Origin of the sequence: Shewanella sp. Pdp11 (assembly GCF_002838165.1) — a bacterium.
Lineage (GTDB): Bacteria > Pseudomonadota > Gammaproteobacteria > Enterobacterales > Shewanellaceae > Shewanella > Shewanella hafniensis.
In genome coordinates, this window is sequence record NZ_CP015194.1 from 4,317,861 (window position 1) to 4,335,629 (window position 17,769).

The window sequence follows — 17,769 nt, forward strand, 5'->3', positions numbered from 1 at the left end:
ATCCCCTGATGATTTACAAATAAATCATCAAATTAGGGTGGAAGCGCATCTTGTTGCATGATCAAATGGTTTCGCCAAAAACTACACTTGGACAACAAGATGCGCGAAGCCAATATCCTACAACATTCTTTACACCAATACTGCCCAGAACTTCACCTAAAACGATTAAACAGCTTGATGCTGGCCTCTAAGGCACTGATTGAATGTAAGACACTGACCTTGACTGAGTTAGGTCGAAATTTACCAACCACGGCCCGAACCAAGCACAACATCAAGCGCATTGATCGTTTGCTCGGCAACACGCATCTGCATCAAGAACGGTTAGCTGTCTACCAATGGCATGCCAGCCTCATCTGTTCTGGTAACCCTATGCCGATTGTGCTCGTCGATTGGTCAGACATCCGAGAGCATAAACGCATCATGGCCCTGCGCGCCTCAATAGCCTTCAATGGCCGCTCTATTACCCTGTATGAGAAGTCCTATCCCCTATCAGAACAATGCTCTAAGGCCTCCCACAACGGTTTTTTAGCGGACTTAGCCAAGATTTTACCTTTGCATGTTACCCCTCTCATCGTGACTGACGCGGGGTTCAAAGTGCCTTGGTACAAAGAGGTTGAGGCGCATGGTTGGTTTTGGCTAAGCCGTATTCGCGGTACAGTTCAATTTGCAGATATTGGCGCTGAAAATTGGCGTGCAGTTCGCAGTACACATGACTTGGCCAACGGTCAAGCGAAGAGCCTGGGTTGTAAGACCTTGACCAAAACTAACCCTATCAATTGCCATCTCACGCTTTATCGTAGCAAACCTAAGGGGCGTACAAATCAGCGTTCAACGAGGACTAATTGCCACCATCCATCGGCAAAAACGTACTCAACATCGGCGAAAGAGCCTTGGGTGTTAGCCAGCAATTTACCACCAGAATCTCGGAGCCCAAAGCAGCTGGTAAACCTGTACGCCAAACGTATGCAAATAGAGGAAACCTTTCGTGACCTCAAAAGCCCGGCATACGGCTTTGGCTTACGCCAAAGTCGTACCAACAGTCCAGAGCGATTCGACATCATCCTACTGATAGCGTTGATGGTTCAATGCCTGTTGTGGCTAGTTGGTTTACACGCACAGCAACAGGGCTGGGATAAGCATTTTCAGGCCAATACCATTGGGCATCGAACGGTACTCTCAACGATTCGCTTGGGATTGGAGGTACTCAGGCGGCCTGATTATCAAATCACGGAGAAAGAATTGCTGGCGGCCTGGGTATTATTCGCCAATCAGTTGCTCAAATATGGCTATGCTATGGCTGATTTATGAGGGGATCCTTCAGCACAAAACTTGAAAGCTGGCGTGATAAACAATCTTTAGACCATATTAACTCTGAAGAGTTGATAAATTCTTGTTCCACAATGCTCAAAGCGCTGTCTTCTAGTGTCAGTCCATGTCTTAAAATTTTATTATCGTGGATCACGACAACACCACTCACGTTAAGCTCTTGGAGGATCCACGGAGCCAACTCTTGCCAACTATCTACAAGGCTGCCATTGCGTTGCAGTAGCAATTGAATTGGTTTAAATCTGCTATTCAACCCATCGACCAAGCACATTCGTTGATAGGCAGTATATGCAGACAAGCTCATCGAGAATCGACTAACGAGACTACGGCAAGCTTCCAGCATTGCATACGGCACAATGTTACGTTTATTGTCATGGCAAGCAACCAATGCAATCAAATTGCCGTTTACCACGACCGGAAAAGAGAGTGAGGCGTGGACGCCCATATTCGCTAAATAGATTTTATGCATCGGAGAAACACTTCGCAGGTCGCAGTAGGTCAAGTCAGGTGCTGCTTGCTCGAAGGATAGGACTGCAATAGCATCCGCTGCGGCATCAGGGATCATTCGCCATGGATTCTTAATGTACAGATCTCGAGCGATTTGAGGAATGTCGCTAGCAGGAAAACGAAGTTTCAAATAACTACCATCAACTGAAGAATGGCAAAATTCAGCCACGACTTCGCCATCATTGTTTTCGACAAACTGATAGTACATGATCCGTTTAAATCCGGTCATTTTCGCAACTTCTTCCAATAGCTCATTTCGCTGCTGCGTTATTTGATACTCATGTTGTGGCATTTCACACAATTGAACTTCTTTATTGTTTTTATTATCCGATGCAAAATGCGGATAGATTTCAATGGAATAATCGCCTGAATCAGACATGTTGATGCAAAAATCTAGATAGCCATTAAACTCCCAGGCACGCTCGGTGTAGACACAGCGATTGTCTCCGTTTATTGGCATAACAACCTCTCCAAAAACAGCCTGAAGGGGCTGCCCCAATAAGGCTTTTGGCGCAACACCAACCAAGCTTTCGACATTGGCAGAGCAATGGGTGATAACACCTGCAGCATTGGCATATATCAAAACACCGTGTGGTTGAATCGCACCGGTGAGATGCAGTTGTTCATGTTCGCAAAGGCTGAGTAGTTTCTCCATGTTAACGACCTGCCATCTTCATTTCTGAGCTTGCTATGCAGCAGCTTGATGCTGTTCTTGCTAGTAAATCTTCAAATTCAGACAACGGCAAAGGCTTTGCGAGCAGATAACCTTGTGCCATGTGACAGCCTTGCTGCTCTAACCATGCTAACTGTGCTTGTGTTTCAACGCCTTCTGCAACTGTTTTAAGTCCAAGAGCCGATGCCAGAGAGATGATCGCCAGTGCAATAGCCTCATCCTCTTTATCCTGGCCAAGTCCGTTGACAAAAGACTTGTCAATTTTCAGCTCACTTAACGGTAATCGTTTTAGGTAAGATAATGACGAATATCCCGTGCCGAAGTCATCAATCGAGATAGCAATGCCATTCTCGCTAGCAACTTTTAGATTGTCGAACACGTTCGCATTATTATTCAACAATGAGCCTTCAGTGATCTCTAGCATAATCGCACCAGTACCGAGTTGGTATTGTTCGATTACTTGAATCAACTTATAAGCAAAGCCTGGCACTAATAAATCACGCGCAGAGATATTGACCGCAATACTGACGGTTTTGATACCAGACTGCTCCAATTGCGATATCTGAGTGCAAACGGAATCCAATACGTATTCAGTCACTTGCCCAATAAGGCCAGACGATTCCGCAATGGGAATAAAATCCTGTGGACTGACCACTCCTAAATCAGGGTCTTTCCAGCGAAGCAAAGCCTCGCCGCCCACCAATTGTTTACTGTGTGTGATGCTGAATTTGGGTTGATAAACCACTTCCAATAGATTCTTAGCTAAGGCGTTTCTGAGACCACTTTCAATGGCGCTCTTACGTATAAGTCTGGTATGCATTTCCTGCTTAAAGAATTCAAAACGGTTACGTCCATCTTCTTTTGCTCGATACATGGCACTATCTGCGGCTTTAATCAGATCAGTGCTGTTATTACTATCTTCAGGGTAGAATGCAATACCTATACTGGCGGAAACAAACAGTTGGTGACGCATCACATTGTATGACATGGCTAAGTCATTAATGATGCGTGAGGCAATTTGTGTTGCCGCTTCTTCGTCACAGTTTGTCAAGATGGCTGTAAATTCATCCCCGCCCATTCGTGCCACCGTGTCATGACCTCGCACTACTTCTCTGAGCCGCAATGCGGCCTCTTTTAATAGTTGGTCACCATAGTCATGTCCCAACGTATCATTGATATTCTTAAAATTATCTAAATCGATAAAAAGTACTGCAATTCGTTGGTTGTTTCTTCTGGCAAAGAGTAAAGCCTGACGCAGTCGGTCTTGGAATAAAGTTCTATTTGGCAACTTGGTCAATGCATCATGACTAGCCAAAAACTCGGCTTTGCGTTCAGTATCACGAATCGCGGTGATATCGGAAAACACGGCGACAAAATGCTCGACATGACCGTTGTTATCTTTGATTTGATTAATTGTGAGCCATGCAGGATATAAATCACCGTTTTTGCGTTTGTTGCTGATTTCACCTTGCCAAAAACCAGAATCATTGACTGATTGGCACATTGATTCACAAAAACTTTGTGGGTGCTGACCGGATTGCAGTAACTTTTCGATATGTTGACCAATTGCCTCCTCCTTGGTATAGCCAGTCACCCCGGTAAAAGCATAGTTGACGGATTGAATCTCGGCCTGGCTATCAGTCACGGCGATTGCTTCGCCGGCATGCTCAAATACTTGTGCAGTGATACGCAGTTGTTCATCAGCCGCCTTTAAAGCACTTATATCTTCGGCTTCAATAATAAACACGCTGGGGTTACCACGTGCATCTAGCAACACTTGATGATTGGTCCGCAAGTGATAAATCGTCTCGTTGATAGTCGCAACAGATTCCAACTGAACAGCCTTGCCTTCACGCAGGGCTTTCAGGTCGCCTTCCCAAAGCATAGATGCCAGTTCACGGCTCATTAAATCGAAATCACTACGCCCCAAAAAGTCGAAATCGGTAAGATGAAAGAAGTCAATAAAACGACGGTTCGCATAGACGTAGCTGCCTCTTAAATCTTTCATCGCAAAGAGGATCGATGTGTTTTCCATCAATGCATGGAGATGCTCTTGCGACTGTTTGAGTTCAGCCTGTGCCTGAGTAATGTCAGTCACATCCATCAAGATCACCACAATATTAGTGACATCACCTGCTTTATTGATACCTGGATTAATCATCAGGGTCAGGGTGCGACCGTCTATATGGACTATTTTCTCTTCTCTATCGCCATGGGCGAGTATTGCTACAAAGGATTGTTCTAAATCATGGAACATCTTGGGCAGTCGAAGACTTGATAGATGTTGGCGTAATGCGGTTGGACGCAGGTCAAATCGCCGAGCGGCGGGGCCGTTGAAACGAGTAAGCTGGAAAGATCTGTCAAAAACCATGATAGGAAATTGCAACGAATCATAAAGATGTGCGTACTCTTCTGATAAACGCGACATTTCAGTCGTTTTAACATTCATTTCTTCGTTAAGGCTAACCAACTCTTCGTTAGTCGCTTGCAGTTCCTCATTGGCGGCTTCCATTTCTTCATTGGTTGCTTGCAGCTCTTCGTTGGATGCTTGTGCCTCTTCATTGAGTGCCTGCATTTCCTCATTAGCTGTTGCCATTTCTTCAACTAAGGTTTGCAAATGCTCACGGGTTGCGACTAGTTCGTCTTCTAGCTCACGATTTGGGGTCGATGGCACTGGTTCGGCGTCAATGGTCACCTTTTTCTCGGGGGCGAAAATGACCAGCATCATCTGGTTATTCGTGTCTTTGATGGGCTCAACATACATACGGACGTGAGCAGTGTCGTGCTTTCGCAGGCGTCCGCGTTGTGCTTTGCCGGATTGGTTGAGCTTGTGCGTTAAACTTAACAGCTCCCCCCGCAAGCTGGCTGATACAATTTGGCCAATCACTAGACGTGTGTTTCCAACCGGAAATTGCAGATATTCTTCTACTTTTCCGGCGGTATGAATCACATTGCCATCGCTATCGCAAAGCGCCACTGTAAGGCCGAAATGATTGACTAGACCATCCAGAATAAAAGTTTGCTTCAGATCAGAACGAGCGACACTATTTTTGCGTGGATTGCTTGAAACAACAGGGAGTGGCGTACCTGCGCCAGTTTTCCTGAAAAGTCGTTCTGGACGATTAACAGGGATAAACATTTGCTCTGCATGCGCCACGCTTTCGGAATGCCCAAGGAATAGATACCCATCTTGCAGCAAGCCAAAATGAAAGGTTTGCAGCACTTTTGCTTGCAAAGATGCATCAAAATAAATCAACACATTACGACAGGTGATCAGGTCTTGTCGCAAGAATGGCGGATCACTTACTAAATTATGGCGGGCAAAAATAATCAGGTCACGAAGTAACTTTCCGGCTTCAAACGCCCGATTTACCGGCTGGAAATATCGTTCTATCAGCTCGGTTGGGACTTCAGCCATAGAGGCTGCCGGGTAAACGCCGCGGCGCGCTACGTTGAGAGCTTCCTCATCAATGTCTGTTGCAAATATTTGCAATTTATAGAGGGGCAATTTATCCCCAAGGGCTTCGGAAAACAGCATTGCAATAGAGTACGCTTCTTCACCAGTGGCGCAGCCCGCTGTCCAAATACGAATCTCACTCCCTGCAGGCTTACGGTTACAAATTTCCGCAATGGCACGTTTGAGGGCTTCAAATGCATCTTTGTCTCGAAAAAACGCTGTAACAGAAATCAAGATATCCCGAACCAAGAGCTCGAGCTCCTGCGGGTGGGCATCAACCCATTGGATATAAGCGGCCAAGTCTTTGCTGCCTGTGGCAACTTCACGTCGTCTGATACGTCTTATCAGCGTGCCCACCTTGTAACCGGAGAAGTCGTGTTGCAAATGACTGCGTACTTTTTCCAGAAGGACAGATAACAGATCTGCCGGTAACGTTTTTTCTAATTCCTGTTTAGAGCCTTCCAGCAGTTGTGGCAGCTTCAAGGCAATGTCTTCTGGACTTAAGATATAATCAGCCACGCCAGCTTCAATGGCCGAACGTGGCATCCCATCATATTTGGCGGTTTCAGGTTTCTGTGCAAAGGTATAACCGCCTGCAGCCTGAATAGCGCGCAGTCCAGCAACGCCGTCAGAGCCGGTACCAGAGAGCACAATCCCTATCGCAGACTCGCCCTCTTCAGCGGCAAGAGATATCAAAAACTGGTTCACGGAAGGCTTTGGCGAAATCTCTGGTTGTGCTGTCACCAAAGCAATCCGACCTTCTTTAAAGTGAGCGTTGAAATTTGCTGGGACCACATAGATATGTCCAGCTTGAGGAATGGTTCCATGCTCAGCGTCCTGAACTCTTAGTAGAGTTTCTCGGCTCAAAATCTCAACCATCATGCTACGATGTGTAGGCGATAAATGTTGTAATACTACATAGGCACAAGGCGTATCAATGCTTAAATGATTGATAAGTTGAGTAATAGCCTCCAACCCCCCAGCAGACGCGCCGACCCCAACAATATAAGTTTTTTCAGGAGCGGTCTTCTTTGCGGCTTCAAGGGGGCCAGAAATCTCTATTTCTTTCAATTTAGTGGTCCTTTTTTTCTAACGTGGGACGGTAATCACCCCATTTTTAACCGCAGTTAAAAGTAGATACTAAGCGGCCATCAATGGTGGTTTTCCGCCATTGGCTTTGTGTGGCCGTTCATGATTGTAAAACCAAAGCCATTGAGTGGCATAGTCTTGAACTTCTTCAAGCGTATCAAATAAATGTTTGCTGACCCAACTGTACCTGATTGTTCTGTTGTGGCGCTCAACAGTATCCATTCCTGCAGCTTTCAAACGCCCTACAAGATTACGCATTTTGCTGAATTCAGTCCCAAAACTACTTCTTAGACCGACACCTTCGCAAAACTCTTTGCAGTTATCGTTTTTAAATCATCGGCATATTTGTACATCTGCAAATGAAGCTCTGCAGTGTATTGGTTGCGCGGTGCTGAGGATAAAGCTTGCTTGATGCACTCATAAATTACGTATTCGTTCACGTGCACCTCTCCGGTTTATATAATTTAGCTAAAAGGCCCCCAAAAGCAAACCGAATACTAACCAATCATTTTGCCTGACGGATCCCCAGAAATAATCTAACAACATCATGCAATTGCCTTCCTGACATTTGACCAATCAAAAACACTGACCCATTCAAGCAGTTGCATGACTGCCGCTTGGATCTCCTCGCCGCTGATGCCAACTCTGGCTAATCGGAGTAGTCGTTTACCCAGATAATTGAACGATAACACCCTGCGAGTTTTAACTGAGTTCGCCTGAAACGACCGGTGTTCAGCGGCCAATTCAGCTGCCAGCCCCAGCATGTAATGCAGCCAGTTGGCGAGCGCAGCCAGTAAAAGCAAAACTTCTAACCGACCTTTCTTTTTCGTGCGATGAGCGTCGCTGCCAAGGCCATAAGTCTGGCTTTTCTGGTCGCGGAATGCTTCTTCGATTTGCATCCGCGCAGCATAGAGCTTATTGATTTTATTTGCATAATTGAAGCAATACGCCAAGTTAGACACGAGTAGCCACGGTTCTTTATACGAGTGGTGTTTGTCCTTTTTCCGTAGCTTCCAGCCTTTGCCTGCAAGTACTGCGCGACAGGCATATTCCTGCGATTTTCCAAGAGCGATTTCACCCAGAACCATCGGCTGTTGCCCATTTTGTTTGTACACCTTTGCAATGCTGATAAATTCACTTTGGCCCGGTAATCGAATGGATACTTTACCGCGCACACGACCGATAAAATGCCAGCCTAAGGCGCTGACTTCCTTAAACCACGGCACTTTGAAGCCTGCATCGGTGACTATCACAGGTCGACAGCGGTTGGGCAACATCGCTTTTAACCGAGTCAAAAAGGTTTTATCAGGGGCTTTACTTAGTTTTAACTGTGACAGTTGGTTGTTGATGAGCCTTATCGCGCAACGAAGTTGCCAGCGGGTTTTAGGCATCACAATGATGTCATCTCATCCATATAGCTACGATAAAAACGAACGCTGTTTGTATGTCTGCTATTGATTAAAAGCGAATTTGTGAGAACTGCAATGTAAATGTCTGCAATTGGCACATAAGTAATATTCATAAAGTGCGAATACTACATTAGCTTACTTTACTGCAAAAACCGTAACCAATGTCTTCATTGAGTCACCCGTAATCATAACAAAGTACATCTTGCTCTCCACGTGCTGCCAGAATTCGGCCTCTTGTGCATATTTTTTTGCTTTTTTAGTAGCGACGCTTTCTGGTAACTCGGCTTTAGTTAGCGCAGAACATAACAGCTTTGTGCACAAAGCCTTCCAAGGATGCTTAGGTACACCGTCTGAAAGCCTTTCCACAAACCGTTCCAGTGCATGACGAGTCACCACGACAGGTCCAATGTTCGGAACGTTGATGACCTCATCGATTTCTCTCACTGTAGCATTATCGACGCTGTATTCTTCGAAGGAATGTGAGAGCCAATCGTCCCGTTTCTCTACCGAGATCTGTGCTTCCTGGTATCGAGTAAGCAAAAACCTAGTCAGGATGTACAGTGAATGCTGAGTTGAGCGTTGTTTCTGTAACTTTTTGATGGCTCCTTTACTGACTCGGATTTGAAGCCCATTGCCGCTTCGGTTACTGCCCATCACCTCTTTCACTGACAAGAGGTGATGAATAGCATAGAGCTCAGCTGCAATTGGCTTTTGCTGCTCAGGTAGCTTGTCGTATTGCTCACCTAAATTGACCTTTAGCTCGCCACCTCTTCGAATGCCGGTCTTCCAGTAAACCGTAAACTCACCATCAATCTGCTTTGTTAACAGGGTTAATACCATCATGTTTGTTTCTCCTATTGGTTATCTATTTTTCATTCTCCATGTTTTTTCAAATATGCAAGGCGCAAAAAAAGGGGCCGAAGCCCCTTGGATCAGATATGAACTTTCGGAAAGCCGATGGCACCGTAAACATTCAGCACATCATTCCAATCCCAACTTTTCACGCCGAGTGACGTTGGTATCGGAGGGATCAAGACTTGTGACAGAATGCCTTTTTGCCAGGCTTTTTTCTTGAGTTCATTCGCTGCATTCAGGCCGGTCTCAGAGAGATCGTGGTCTGCCCAGATGTACAGCATTTTCACATTACTTGGTGGTTCAAACCTAGCCAGTAGCGTTGCATTCACAACCGACCAACATGTCTGTCCCGTAGCTCTGGTAACCGCTAAAGCTGTTTCGATGCCTTCAGAAACACCTAGTACTTCACCAGGCTCACCTATCGGAATGGCACCACCAGTGATTGTTCTGTCACTTGGTATCGGCATCATCTTTTTAGGCTTTTCAACCGGCGCTTTGAATCCATCTTCACTTAGGTAGATCCGATGAAACGTGGCCGAACGCCCTTGCTGCGTAACGATTTTACCTAGCAGCGCTGGGTAGCTATCGATAAACAGACCATCTTCATCATGGTAAGGCAAGTTTGGATGAAACCTCAGCACCGAATCCCATTCAGGACGAAGCCGCGTAACAATGCCACGACGATGCAAGTAGTTCCAAACTGGTTGCGCACGAGTATCTGCAAGAGATAGCGTTTCTCCCCAGGTTTGATTCAAGCGATGGATAATCGCTTTGTCCTCGTCCTGCTTTCTAGCCCTCCAATCAACTGCGTTACTCGGTATTGGCCGAATAGACGCTTGTATTTGTCCGGGTTGAATACCAAGAACCTGGCCGATTGCTTCAATAGACTGAGCAAAGTTCCATCCATTAATCCAAGACAACAGTTCAAAGCCATCATGAAAGATCCCGCAGGTGTTACAAACGCCACCTCCGGTATATTCAGCATCTTTGAACAGCCTAAAGCCATCACGACCGCCATGAACAGGACAAGCCACATGACGGCCTTTTCGAGCAATAGCGGCATCAAGTTCAGGCACCAATGCCGCCAAGACTTGAAGCCATTGGCCATTAAGATATGGCCTTACTGTTTCAATCTGTAAAGGTAACGCCATATAACCTCCTTAAGTAAAATGCTGACTCCTACCACAGGTGGTAAAAGTCAGCTTAGGTCCTGCATTAGCCGTTCGGTTAATACAGGAGCGTTAGTCAAGCTGGATACCATGTCGTCTTAATAGCCACATGATGGAGTCACGAAGCACATCAGGATCGACAACCGCAGCCATCGCGCAAACACGAAAGCAAAATGGCGCTAATTCGTCATTTTGAATCCACGACAACACATCCTTTCGCAACCGAGTACTGACACGGCCATCCAGCAATACTCGGATCGCATCCAATAGAATGCCTTCGCGTAACTGCCAGATTTCCGTGTCAGACCAAGTGACTGGGGCATCATCAAACTCAAATAGAAATTCGAGCTGTGATGATGTGTGTTGATGGGACTGCTTTTGTGATGTAGGAGAATGGGCAATGCGCCCATTCATTAAAGATAACCGCGTTCGGCAAGCGAAACGCAGCCCTCGGATGCGACCACAACATGGTCAAGCGTTCGAATATCAACAAGTGACAAGGCGTCACGGAGTCGATGAGTAATGCTTTTATCAGCTTCACTTGGCTCAGGATCACCCGATGGATGGTTATGAACCAATATCACTGCTGCTGCATTAAGTTCTAGCGCTCGCTTTGTTACTTCCCTTGGATACACGCTCGCCGCATCTAAAGTGCCTTTGAACAGCTCTTCAAATCGAATAACGCGATGCTTTGTATCAAGAAACAGTACGCCAAAGACTTCGTGCTCATACTCGTGCATCAGTGTTTGTAGGTATGAGAACGCCGACGATGGCTGTTCAATTTTTCGACCTTTACTCAATCGACCACGGGCAAGCTTGAGCGCCATATCTAAGATATCCGCTTCAGTCACTTGCTCAGGAACGATGTAAGTACCGGCTTCTTCGCCAGCTAAGAACTTTTTGTTTTTCATAGGAGTCTCCAAAAAAACGGAGACGAACCCATGCCCAGACGGGGACGGAATCGTCCCCGCAGGGTGGTAAAATGGATGTGGTTACTGAATTAACAGTTGTTGTGTTACTTCGAATAACTCACGCTTTAGATCTTTGACGTCGTTAATCACGATGCTTTGTGGAAAGAATCTCTCAACACTGCGTGTTTGAATCCCGATCCCCAGTAGCTCAAAGCCACTGCGTCTGCACCGGTCAACAATGTCATGCGTGGCAGCCCAATCATCTGGGTCACCATCGGTTAGCACTATCATTAGCTTTCGCTTCTGTTTTTGCGCTAACAAACTGTTTGCCGCAAACCACATCGCTTGTGCCATAGGCGTACAACCTCGTGGTTTTTGGTCAAAACAGGCGGCCCGATGTCGAACCGATTGCTTGGGCAACAACGCGATAGAAACTTCCTGATGAATACCAGGAAAATAACTGACCGCAGGTACAACACCCGGTATGCCTTCCAGTGCCATGGCCAAAGCCAAAGCGGCTTCATTGGCAACATGAAAGTACTTTCGATTACCTTCGCCAATGGGCTTACCCATTGAGCCCGATATATCAACAAGCAAGTGCACAGCAGCATTGGGCGCAATGCGAGGTTGCCTTTGAATAAACAATCTCGACTCACCTGCTTGTGAAGCGGCAAGACGATGGGTTGCAACTCGAAGACCTTGCCGTTTGGCATGATTCCGATTGTCCTGACTGGACTGAACCATGCCCCTAAGTCGGGCTCGAATTTGAGCGGACTCAGACGCCGACAAGGTCAAGATGGCCTCGTCACCCAACATAGCTTGCTCTGCTTGGGGCAAACTGAGTGGAGTGACGCCCTGATGTCCTTCAGCTTGTTCCGACAACACTTCTGCCACTTGTGCAAAGGTATCGGGTTCAAACTGAGCGGCACTGGCCTCTAAGGCTTGTCGCAAGTTGTCAGCTTGATCAGAGTTATCAGAATCACCCGTTTCAGCAGCATCCCCTGTTGCAGACGAACCTGTTTCCGGGGTTTGACTGTCACTACTGCTATTGCTGTCATTACTCGAATCTTGTCCAATGTCATTACCGCTATCAGCATCCGACTCATCCTGTGGTGGACGAGATTCTTCTTCCAACATGGCAACGATGGCATCGACAAGTTTCAGCACTTCACCTGTAGATGCCAGGCTAGGCACTGCTGTCAGCATGGCGCTTAACCGGCTCATCGCTGCGGCAGGAAAGAGTTGTCTCACTCTTTCATCAACTGCTTGATACAAAGGCGTCAGCGCTTTCTGGCCCAGAAAATGGCATCTCAAGCGGCACAACAACCAGGCTTGCAAGTTAGATGCAGGCTCAAGCTGTTCAGGTACACACATTTGCTGTGTGTCCACCATGTACTCAATCACTAGCGAAATACTGCGCCGGGTTCCGGGGTAATCCCTTGCCAATTCGTTTTCAATGCGCACATCCTCAATAATATTGAGAAGTGCCTTACGGATCGGCTTAGACGACGCCTTCTTCACCATGTCAAAATTGGTATGCCGAATATGCGCCGCTTCATGAGCCAGATAACCCCAAGCTATCTGTTGATAGTGTGGGTCGTCTGGGTTTGCTGTTGGGATCACAATCCGCTCACCATCGGTAAACGCATCTTGTCCTTGAATAAGCACCTTCACACCAAACTTTTCGCCATAAGCTGCGGCAACGATTGGCAGTGCATTTTTTAATGGATGATTCATGGGAGTCTCCTAATCATTAGGGGGAATACTCCCTCAGCGGGAGCGTTTCCCCGCTGGGAATATGGATGTTTAAACCTGTGCTTTTAGCTTATCCAGGTCGTATTTTTGACCTAACCAAGCCACCAATTGAGCTGGACTCTCGTGCTGCTCAAATGACGTTTTAAGCTGGTCTAAACTCAGGATGTCATCCAATGTCAGACCGTACTGATCTTGTAACTGAGTAGACACCTCGTGTTGATATTGCAGCCAGGCCCGCTCAAAAGCGGTTTGCTGCAATGCCATGTTTGGAACAAATACCATGGCCGTTACCCAAGCTCCTTGTGCGTCCGCATCTGCGATCAAAACAGGATTCTTGGGGATCACGACACTATGTGTTGAGTACAACCGTTGTACTAACGTTCGACAACACGCCACTTCTGGTATCGATTCACTTTCAACCGCATCAGTCACACCACGAAAATGTGCTTCAAACTGGTTCAGTTGGCTGGGGTTATGGATGCTTGATTGCATAATTTCCTCTTACATAGTTCAGAGGACATGCGCCCTTAAGGGCAACATGCCCTCAAGGACGTTAGAAATAAAATGAGTTTGGTACAGTCGAACCAATGTTTGGTCTGACGGTTGGTTGTGGTATTGCACGTAAGTTATCAGCCTGAGCAGAAACTGGCTGCGCGGGTTTAGGTTCAGGTTTGGGCATCAGTTGTCTGATATCCAATTGACCTTCACCGTGCATTCTCATCTTGTCTGGATCAGACAAAATTAAAATGGTCGCCATCAGTTCGTGATAGAGATTGTCTGTCACAGGGCCGGTCTTCGGCAGACGAACAAATAAATTGTCCATCGCTTCAACCATCGGCTGAACTCGATGATCCAGGAATGACAAACCATCCAACTTGTCTCTTAACCGCTTCAGAGGATTAAGGGCTCGCTGACTGATTTGATTCTTACCTGCAACGGAACGCTCAAACAGTTCATTGGCATCACGAGCCACTTCCCTAAAGAGGGTGTGTCCCATACCATTGACCTTGTCATCTAAGCCACCAGCTTGTTCAGCTGGTTGCATTCGATAGATGGCATAATCGAACTGAAGTCGTTGTTCCACGTCTTCGATGGGTGACAGCGCACGCCGGATTGCATCTGCAAATTCCGGGTGTTTTGCAACCCAGTCAAACGTCACCTGATCATAGTTGTCCAAGAACAACTGCTTGCACTGCGCAAACTCCTGACCGATCCGGTCAAGCTCTGGAACAATCTGATCAATTCGGTCTTCAGGGACGGCATAGCCACCTAAAAACCGCACACCGACTTGCTCACACAAGCGCTGCGCTTCTTTCTTAAGCCTTTCAAAGTTCGCCAATGCCTCTGGGTCGCAAATTTTTTTACTCCCTAAGCTGGCAACATCCTTCGGTGGAAGTTGACTACCATTGGCTAATCTGAAATCTTCAGGCCTTAGTTTTTTTCTACCGCTCCAGATGGAACAGTCGATGTGACAAATCAAAAGTTTGTCGAGGGTTTGAATACTCATAGTGCATCCTCATGCGAGATGGGGACGCACCACTCCCAGCAGGAGCAATGGCCCCCGTTTGGGTGGTAGTAGTTGACGCGCTAATGGCAACATCACTATCAGAAATAGTAATTTTGCGAATCAGGCGACGATTGGTTGAGATCGATTTTCGCAGGCATTAAGTCCAGTGCTTCAGCAATCGGGCGAACCCGCTCTAAATCACTGCCTAGCAACCGCAATACATCTTTTTCCAACTTCAGTTGGTCGGATACTTCTATCCCTTCAGGACTCGCTACTGTGAGCGAACACAGTGGTGGTAATTGACGCTTAAAGGCCAGTAACAGCAACAATGGCCACGGGCCATCATCCGTGTTAACAATGCCAGCGCCTTCACCTGACACCATGCTGATTTGATTGGTACTAGGTAATCCGCTTTTGCAAAACCCTAATGACCATTCTCCAATCCTGACCTGGTTATCATCAATAACAGCCAAGCCATAGGCTTCAAGCAGCTTTGCCATATCGAACAACGCTTTTTGCGCCAGCGAGATTTGGCCATTGACGTCCTTGCGAGTACGAAACTCCCAACTGACGTTATTGGCGCACGCGACACTATCTAGCGCATTTGAGAGTTCAAATGACCGCCCTTGATGATCAATGCCGACTTGTCCAACAAATCGATAACCCTTGTTGATTTTCTCATTGATTCTTCGGTCTGCTTCTGCGTTAGGATCAGTCGAGTCAATCAATCGCTGCTGCGACAATTGACCTGCTTTTCCAAACCGGACTTCAATCTCCTGGGTATCTGATCCAACGTAAATCGCCCATTCTTTGGCTGTCCCATCAGAATGACTGTAACGGTAAAGAGCAAAGCACTTTTCCATCATCAATCCTCCCAGTGGTCACCGAAGACATCAGCGGCAATACGGTGAATGGCTTCACGTTGCTCCAACTCAGCACGAGCCGTCAAAGACCGAACCAGTGCATACTCCACTGCGTTAGGAGCGCCTTTAAAAGCAAGTGTTAACTTTGCCCAGCGCACCAAGGTCCGAGTGGACATGGTGATACTAAGCTCAGCGCCGCCATCCGCGCCCCCAATAAATAGACGGCGAATGTCACCAGCCACTTTCACCATTTTTTGGCGAAAGACTTCTGGCAAGCCCGGCGCAACGTTCTCCAGAATGGCTTCCTCTACAGAAGGCTCTGCATAGGTCGCTTCGATGATTCTAAAGCGATCAAGAAAAGCCAAATTCTGTTGAAGCACACCTTGATACAAGCCCGTCTGGTCACCGCTGCCCGCACTGTTGCCGGTAGCGATAAAACGAAACTTGTTGTGTGGCATGATGATCTCTCCGCCATTTTGTGCGATGACCAAAGGGGCACCTTCCAAAATGTCATTGAGTCCAGCCAGTTCAGCAGGCTCAGCAAGATCCATTTCATTAATGATCAGCAAATGGCCATGCTTTACAGCCAGTGCCAGCGGTCCATACACAAAGGTCATGTTGCCATTAACCAGTGTGTGGTGACCGATAAGATCGGACAATTCCAATCGACCGTGCGCAGTAATTTGCTGAACAGGCCAATTCAATCGAGAAGCAACTTGGCAAATTAGCGAGGTCTTCCCGCATCCAGTGGGGCCTGTAATATACAAACCGTCACCGTCGGGGTTAGACAAGAACGCCAATACGTCACGTAAGTCTTCTTTTCTAAAAACATACTCGTCCTTGCGAACGGGAATGTTTGGATGGGTAGTGTCGGCACTAAATCCTTCCAGAACGAAAGCATCAGGAGCCGAGACATTAAACGCTTGATTCACTTGAACCAAAAATGGGGATTGTTCAGTCATGGTAAACCTCATCTGTTTTGACGAGGCCCCATGCCCCAACAGGGACTGAAGTCCCCGTCGGGTGGTGTGTTGATTGTGGTATGGCTGTGTATGTAAGAGTTCAGCTCGCTCTATCATTCGTACCCAGCATTGGCTACGAGTGAAACTGCTTTCTGATGCACTCGATGTAAGTGCATGAGAAAGGAGCCGAAATCGGCTCCAAGTGAACGTTAAAAGTAAAATGAGCTCGGCGAGTCACCTGGCAGAACCAGGTTCTCTTGCTCAAGGCTGATTTTGATTGGTGTTTCAACGGGCTGCTCTGGCTTATTGGTGCTGATACGCAACCGCTCTTGTGGCGCTTTTCGGTAAGCAGCTAAAACTTGTTCGTCCAGCTCGCCTAATTTATCGGTGGCCAATTGCTTATAGTCCACCGTACCCGCCATCATGTAGCGGCTGAGTTTGACCCCAGCATAGTCGGCATGAGCGTAGTTACCCATCATGGCGACCAATTTTGACTGAGCGTCTCGCATTTCCTCTTTCAAAGATTTAATGTGATTTTCCAGTCGAACCACTTCGGCATGTGCTGAGCAATACTGGCGGGACAGCGATGTCCAGCGGTATTGGGCTTCACCCTTGGGAACAAAACAATCTTGCTCAGGGCATTTTGACGGTTCTTTTTTAGTTTGAACTAACTCCCAAAACTGAAGCGCCGTTTCTTGCAATTCAGTTAAGAACGCCGCGTCTCGTTGTATTTCAAACTCAATCAGTTGATCCTCAAAATAGAAAACCAACCAACCTCGCGTGCTATTGGCGACCAGTATTTGATGCTGTACTTGCACCCAATACAACTGGTACGCCTCGCTTTGTTCTCGGTGAGCTTGCACATCCTCAAAAACTGACCGGCAAGGACATTTCAGTTCAACGGGTTCGCCCGCATCGTTGATGCCATCAAAGCTGGCTCGAAAGATTGCGTTATGATCGGCTTCTGCACACAATGGCAGAAGAAAGTCATTATGCGCATTCTCAAATGCTCGCCTTGCTTGAGGCTCCAACCGTATACCGCGAAGCACATTTGGATTATTCGACAGGTCTTCCGGTAATACGAATCCAGTTTTTTCTGCCCATAATCGCCAAGGTGTTTTGTAGGGTGAACGCCCCATAATAATTGGGGCTTCAGATGCCGTAACCCCTGCAATGCGCCACTGGTGCCATGCAGGAGTACGTTGTGATAGGTCGATAACCTTCATATTGTCTCCTTTGAGGGGGAGACTCCCCCGAAGGAGAGAACTCCCCTTCAGGGTTAAGTG

14 protein-coding genes and 2 pseudogenes are annotated in these 17,769 nt (G+C 47.0%); 1 reads left to right on the top strand and 15 read right to left on the bottom strand.

Annotated elements, in window-relative coordinates; genetic code table 11:
- Window positions 1-99: 99 nt before the first annotated feature.
- Window positions 100-1,308, top strand: a complete 1,209-nt coding sequence (locus tag AYJ58_RS18985; RefSeq protein WP_001206290.1) for an IS4-like element IS10A family transposase — start codon at window positions 100-102, stop codon at window positions 1,306-1,308.
- Here AYJ58_RS18985 and AYJ58_RS18990 read toward each other — a convergent pair.
- The 15 genes and pseudogenes from AYJ58_RS18990 to AYJ58_RS19055 all read right to left on the bottom strand — a co-directional run bounded on the left by AYJ58_RS18990 (window position 1,292) and on the right by AYJ58_RS19055 (window position 17,709).
- Window positions 1,292-2,488: a GAF domain-containing protein gene (locus AYJ58_RS18990; protein ID WP_106651314.1), complete on the bottom strand. Its 1,197-nt coding sequence runs from the start codon at window positions 2,486-2,488 to the stop codon at window positions 1,292-1,294. The two genes, AYJ58_RS18985 and AYJ58_RS18990, sit on opposite strands and share 17 nt — an antisense overlap.
- 1 nt (window position 2,489) lies before the next feature.
- Window positions 2,490-7,034 (bottom strand): EAL domain-containing protein, encoded by a 4,545-nt coding sequence (locus AYJ58_RS18995; protein WP_106651315.1) that lies wholly within the window; start codon window positions 7,032-7,034, stop codon window positions 2,490-2,492.
- Between the two features lie 69 nt (window positions 7,035-7,103).
- Window positions 7,104-7,265 (bottom strand): annotated as a pseudogene (locus AYJ58_RS19000) (integrase core domain-containing protein); the annotation flags it as partial.
- Window positions 7,266-7,340: 75 nt separating this feature from the next.
- Window positions 7,341-7,498: pseudogene (locus AYJ58_RS22250) on the bottom strand (HTH-like domain-containing protein); the annotation flags it as partial.
- A gap of 99 nt (window positions 7,499-7,597) precedes the next feature.
- Window positions 7,598-8,443 carry an IS4 family transposase gene (locus AYJ58_RS19005; protein WP_106651316.1) on the bottom strand — a complete coding sequence of 282 codons (846 nt, stop codon included), beginning with the start codon at window positions 8,441-8,443 and terminating at the stop codon, window positions 7,598-7,600.
- A gap of 153 nt (window positions 8,444-8,596) precedes the next feature.
- Window positions 8,597-9,304, bottom strand: coding sequence for a hypothetical protein (locus AYJ58_RS19010; protein ID WP_055647252.1), 708 nt, complete (start codon window positions 9,302-9,304; stop codon window positions 8,597-8,599).
- An 89-nt stretch (window positions 9,305-9,393) separates the two neighbouring features.
- A complete protein-coding gene (locus AYJ58_RS19015) occupies window positions 9,394-10,467 on the bottom strand; it encodes a DUF7146 domain-containing protein (protein WP_055647251.1) in 1,074 nt (357 codons plus the stop codon).
- A gap of 90 nt (window positions 10,468-10,557) precedes the next feature.
- On the bottom strand, window positions 10,558-10,899 hold the full coding sequence (locus AYJ58_RS19020; protein ID WP_032482365.1) for a hypothetical protein: 342 nt from the start codon (window positions 10,897-10,899) through the stop codon (window positions 10,558-10,560).
- A complete protein-coding gene (gene radC, locus AYJ58_RS19025) occupies window positions 10,899-11,396 on the bottom strand; it encodes a RadC family protein (RefSeq protein WP_032482366.1) in 498 nt (165 codons plus the stop codon). Before radC ends, AYJ58_RS19020 begins: the two co-directional genes overlap by 1 nt.
- A gap of 81 nt (window positions 11,397-11,477) precedes the next feature.
- Complete coding sequence (locus tag AYJ58_RS19030; protein ID WP_106651317.1) at window positions 11,478-13,133, bottom strand: VWA domain-containing protein; 1,656 nt, start codon at window positions 13,131-13,133, stop codon at window positions 11,478-11,480.
- Window positions 13,134-13,202: 69 nt separating this feature from the next.
- Entirely contained in the window at window positions 13,203-13,643 is a 441-nt protein-coding gene (locus tag AYJ58_RS19035) for a hypothetical protein (protein ID WP_106651318.1), read from the bottom strand.
- Between the two features lie 61 nt (window positions 13,644-13,704).
- Window positions 13,705-14,658 (bottom strand): DUF3150 domain-containing protein, encoded by a 954-nt coding sequence (locus AYJ58_RS19040; protein ID WP_011788514.1) that lies wholly within the window; start codon window positions 14,656-14,658, stop codon window positions 13,705-13,707.
- A gap of 98 nt (window positions 14,659-14,756) precedes the next feature.
- The gene (locus AYJ58_RS19045; protein WP_001883780.1) at window positions 14,757-15,521 is read right to left on the bottom strand and encodes a hypothetical protein; all 765 of its coding nucleotides are present in this window, start codon (window positions 15,519-15,521) and stop codon (window positions 14,757-14,759) included.
- Window positions 15,522-15,523: 2 nt separating this feature from the next.
- Complete coding sequence (locus tag AYJ58_RS19050; protein WP_106651319.1) at window positions 15,524-16,483, bottom strand: AAA family ATPase; 960 nt, start codon at window positions 16,481-16,483, stop codon at window positions 15,524-15,526.
- Between the two features lie 209 nt (window positions 16,484-16,692).
- Complete coding sequence (locus tag AYJ58_RS19055) at window positions 16,693-17,709, bottom strand: YqaJ viral recombinase family nuclease (RefSeq protein ID WP_106651320.1); 1,017 nt, start codon at window positions 17,707-17,709, stop codon at window positions 16,693-16,695.
- Window positions 17,710-17,769 lie beyond the last annotated feature (60 nt).

What these genes read in the sequence shown, in the direction of transcription:
- AYJ58_RS18985 (WP_001206290.1), top strand. Translation starts at nt 100, where the DNA reads ATGCGCGAAGCCAATATCCTACAACATTCTTTACACCAATACTGCCCA.
- AYJ58_RS18990 (WP_106651314.1), bottom strand. Translation starts at nt 2,488, where the DNA reads ATGGAGAAACTACTCAGCCTTTGCGAACATGAACAACTGCATCTCACC.
- AYJ58_RS19005 (WP_106651316.1), bottom strand. Translation starts at nt 8,443, where the DNA reads ATGCCTAAAACCCGCTGGCAACTTCGTTGCGCGATAAGGCTCATCAAC.
- AYJ58_RS19010 (WP_055647252.1), bottom strand. Translation starts at nt 9,304, where the DNA reads ATGATGGTATTAACCCTGTTAACAAAGCAGATTGATGGTGAGTTTACG.
- AYJ58_RS19015 (WP_055647251.1), bottom strand. Translation starts at nt 10,467, where the DNA reads ATGGCGTTACCTTTACAGATTGAAACAGTAAGGCCATATCTTAATGGC.
- AYJ58_RS19020 (WP_032482365.1), bottom strand. Translation starts at nt 10,899, where the DNA reads ATGAATGGGCGCATTGCCCATTCTCCTACATCACAAAAGCAGTCCCAT.
- radC (WP_032482366.1), bottom strand. Translation starts at nt 11,396, where the DNA reads ATGAAAAACAAAAAGTTCTTAGCTGGCGAAGAAGCCGGTACTTACATC.
- AYJ58_RS19030 (WP_106651317.1), bottom strand. Translation starts at nt 13,133, where the DNA reads ATGAATCATCCATTAAAAAATGCACTGCCAATCGTTGCCGCAGCTTAT.
- AYJ58_RS19035 (WP_106651318.1), bottom strand. Translation starts at nt 13,643, where the DNA reads ATGCAATCAAGCATCCATAACCCCAGCCAACTGAACCAGTTTGAAGCA.
- AYJ58_RS19040 (WP_011788514.1), bottom strand. Translation starts at nt 14,658, where the DNA reads ATGAGTATTCAAACCCTCGACAAACTTTTGATTTGTCACATCGACTGT.
- AYJ58_RS19045 (WP_001883780.1), bottom strand. Translation starts at nt 15,521, where the DNA reads ATGGAAAAGTGCTTTGCTCTTTACCGTTACAGTCATTCTGATGGGACA.
- AYJ58_RS19050 (WP_106651319.1), bottom strand. Translation starts at nt 16,483, where the DNA reads ATGACTGAACAATCCCCATTTTTGGTTCAAGTGAATCAAGCGTTTAAT.
- AYJ58_RS19055 (WP_106651320.1), bottom strand. Translation starts at nt 17,709, where the DNA reads ATGAAGGTTATCGACCTATCACAACGTACTCCTGCATGGCACCAGTGG.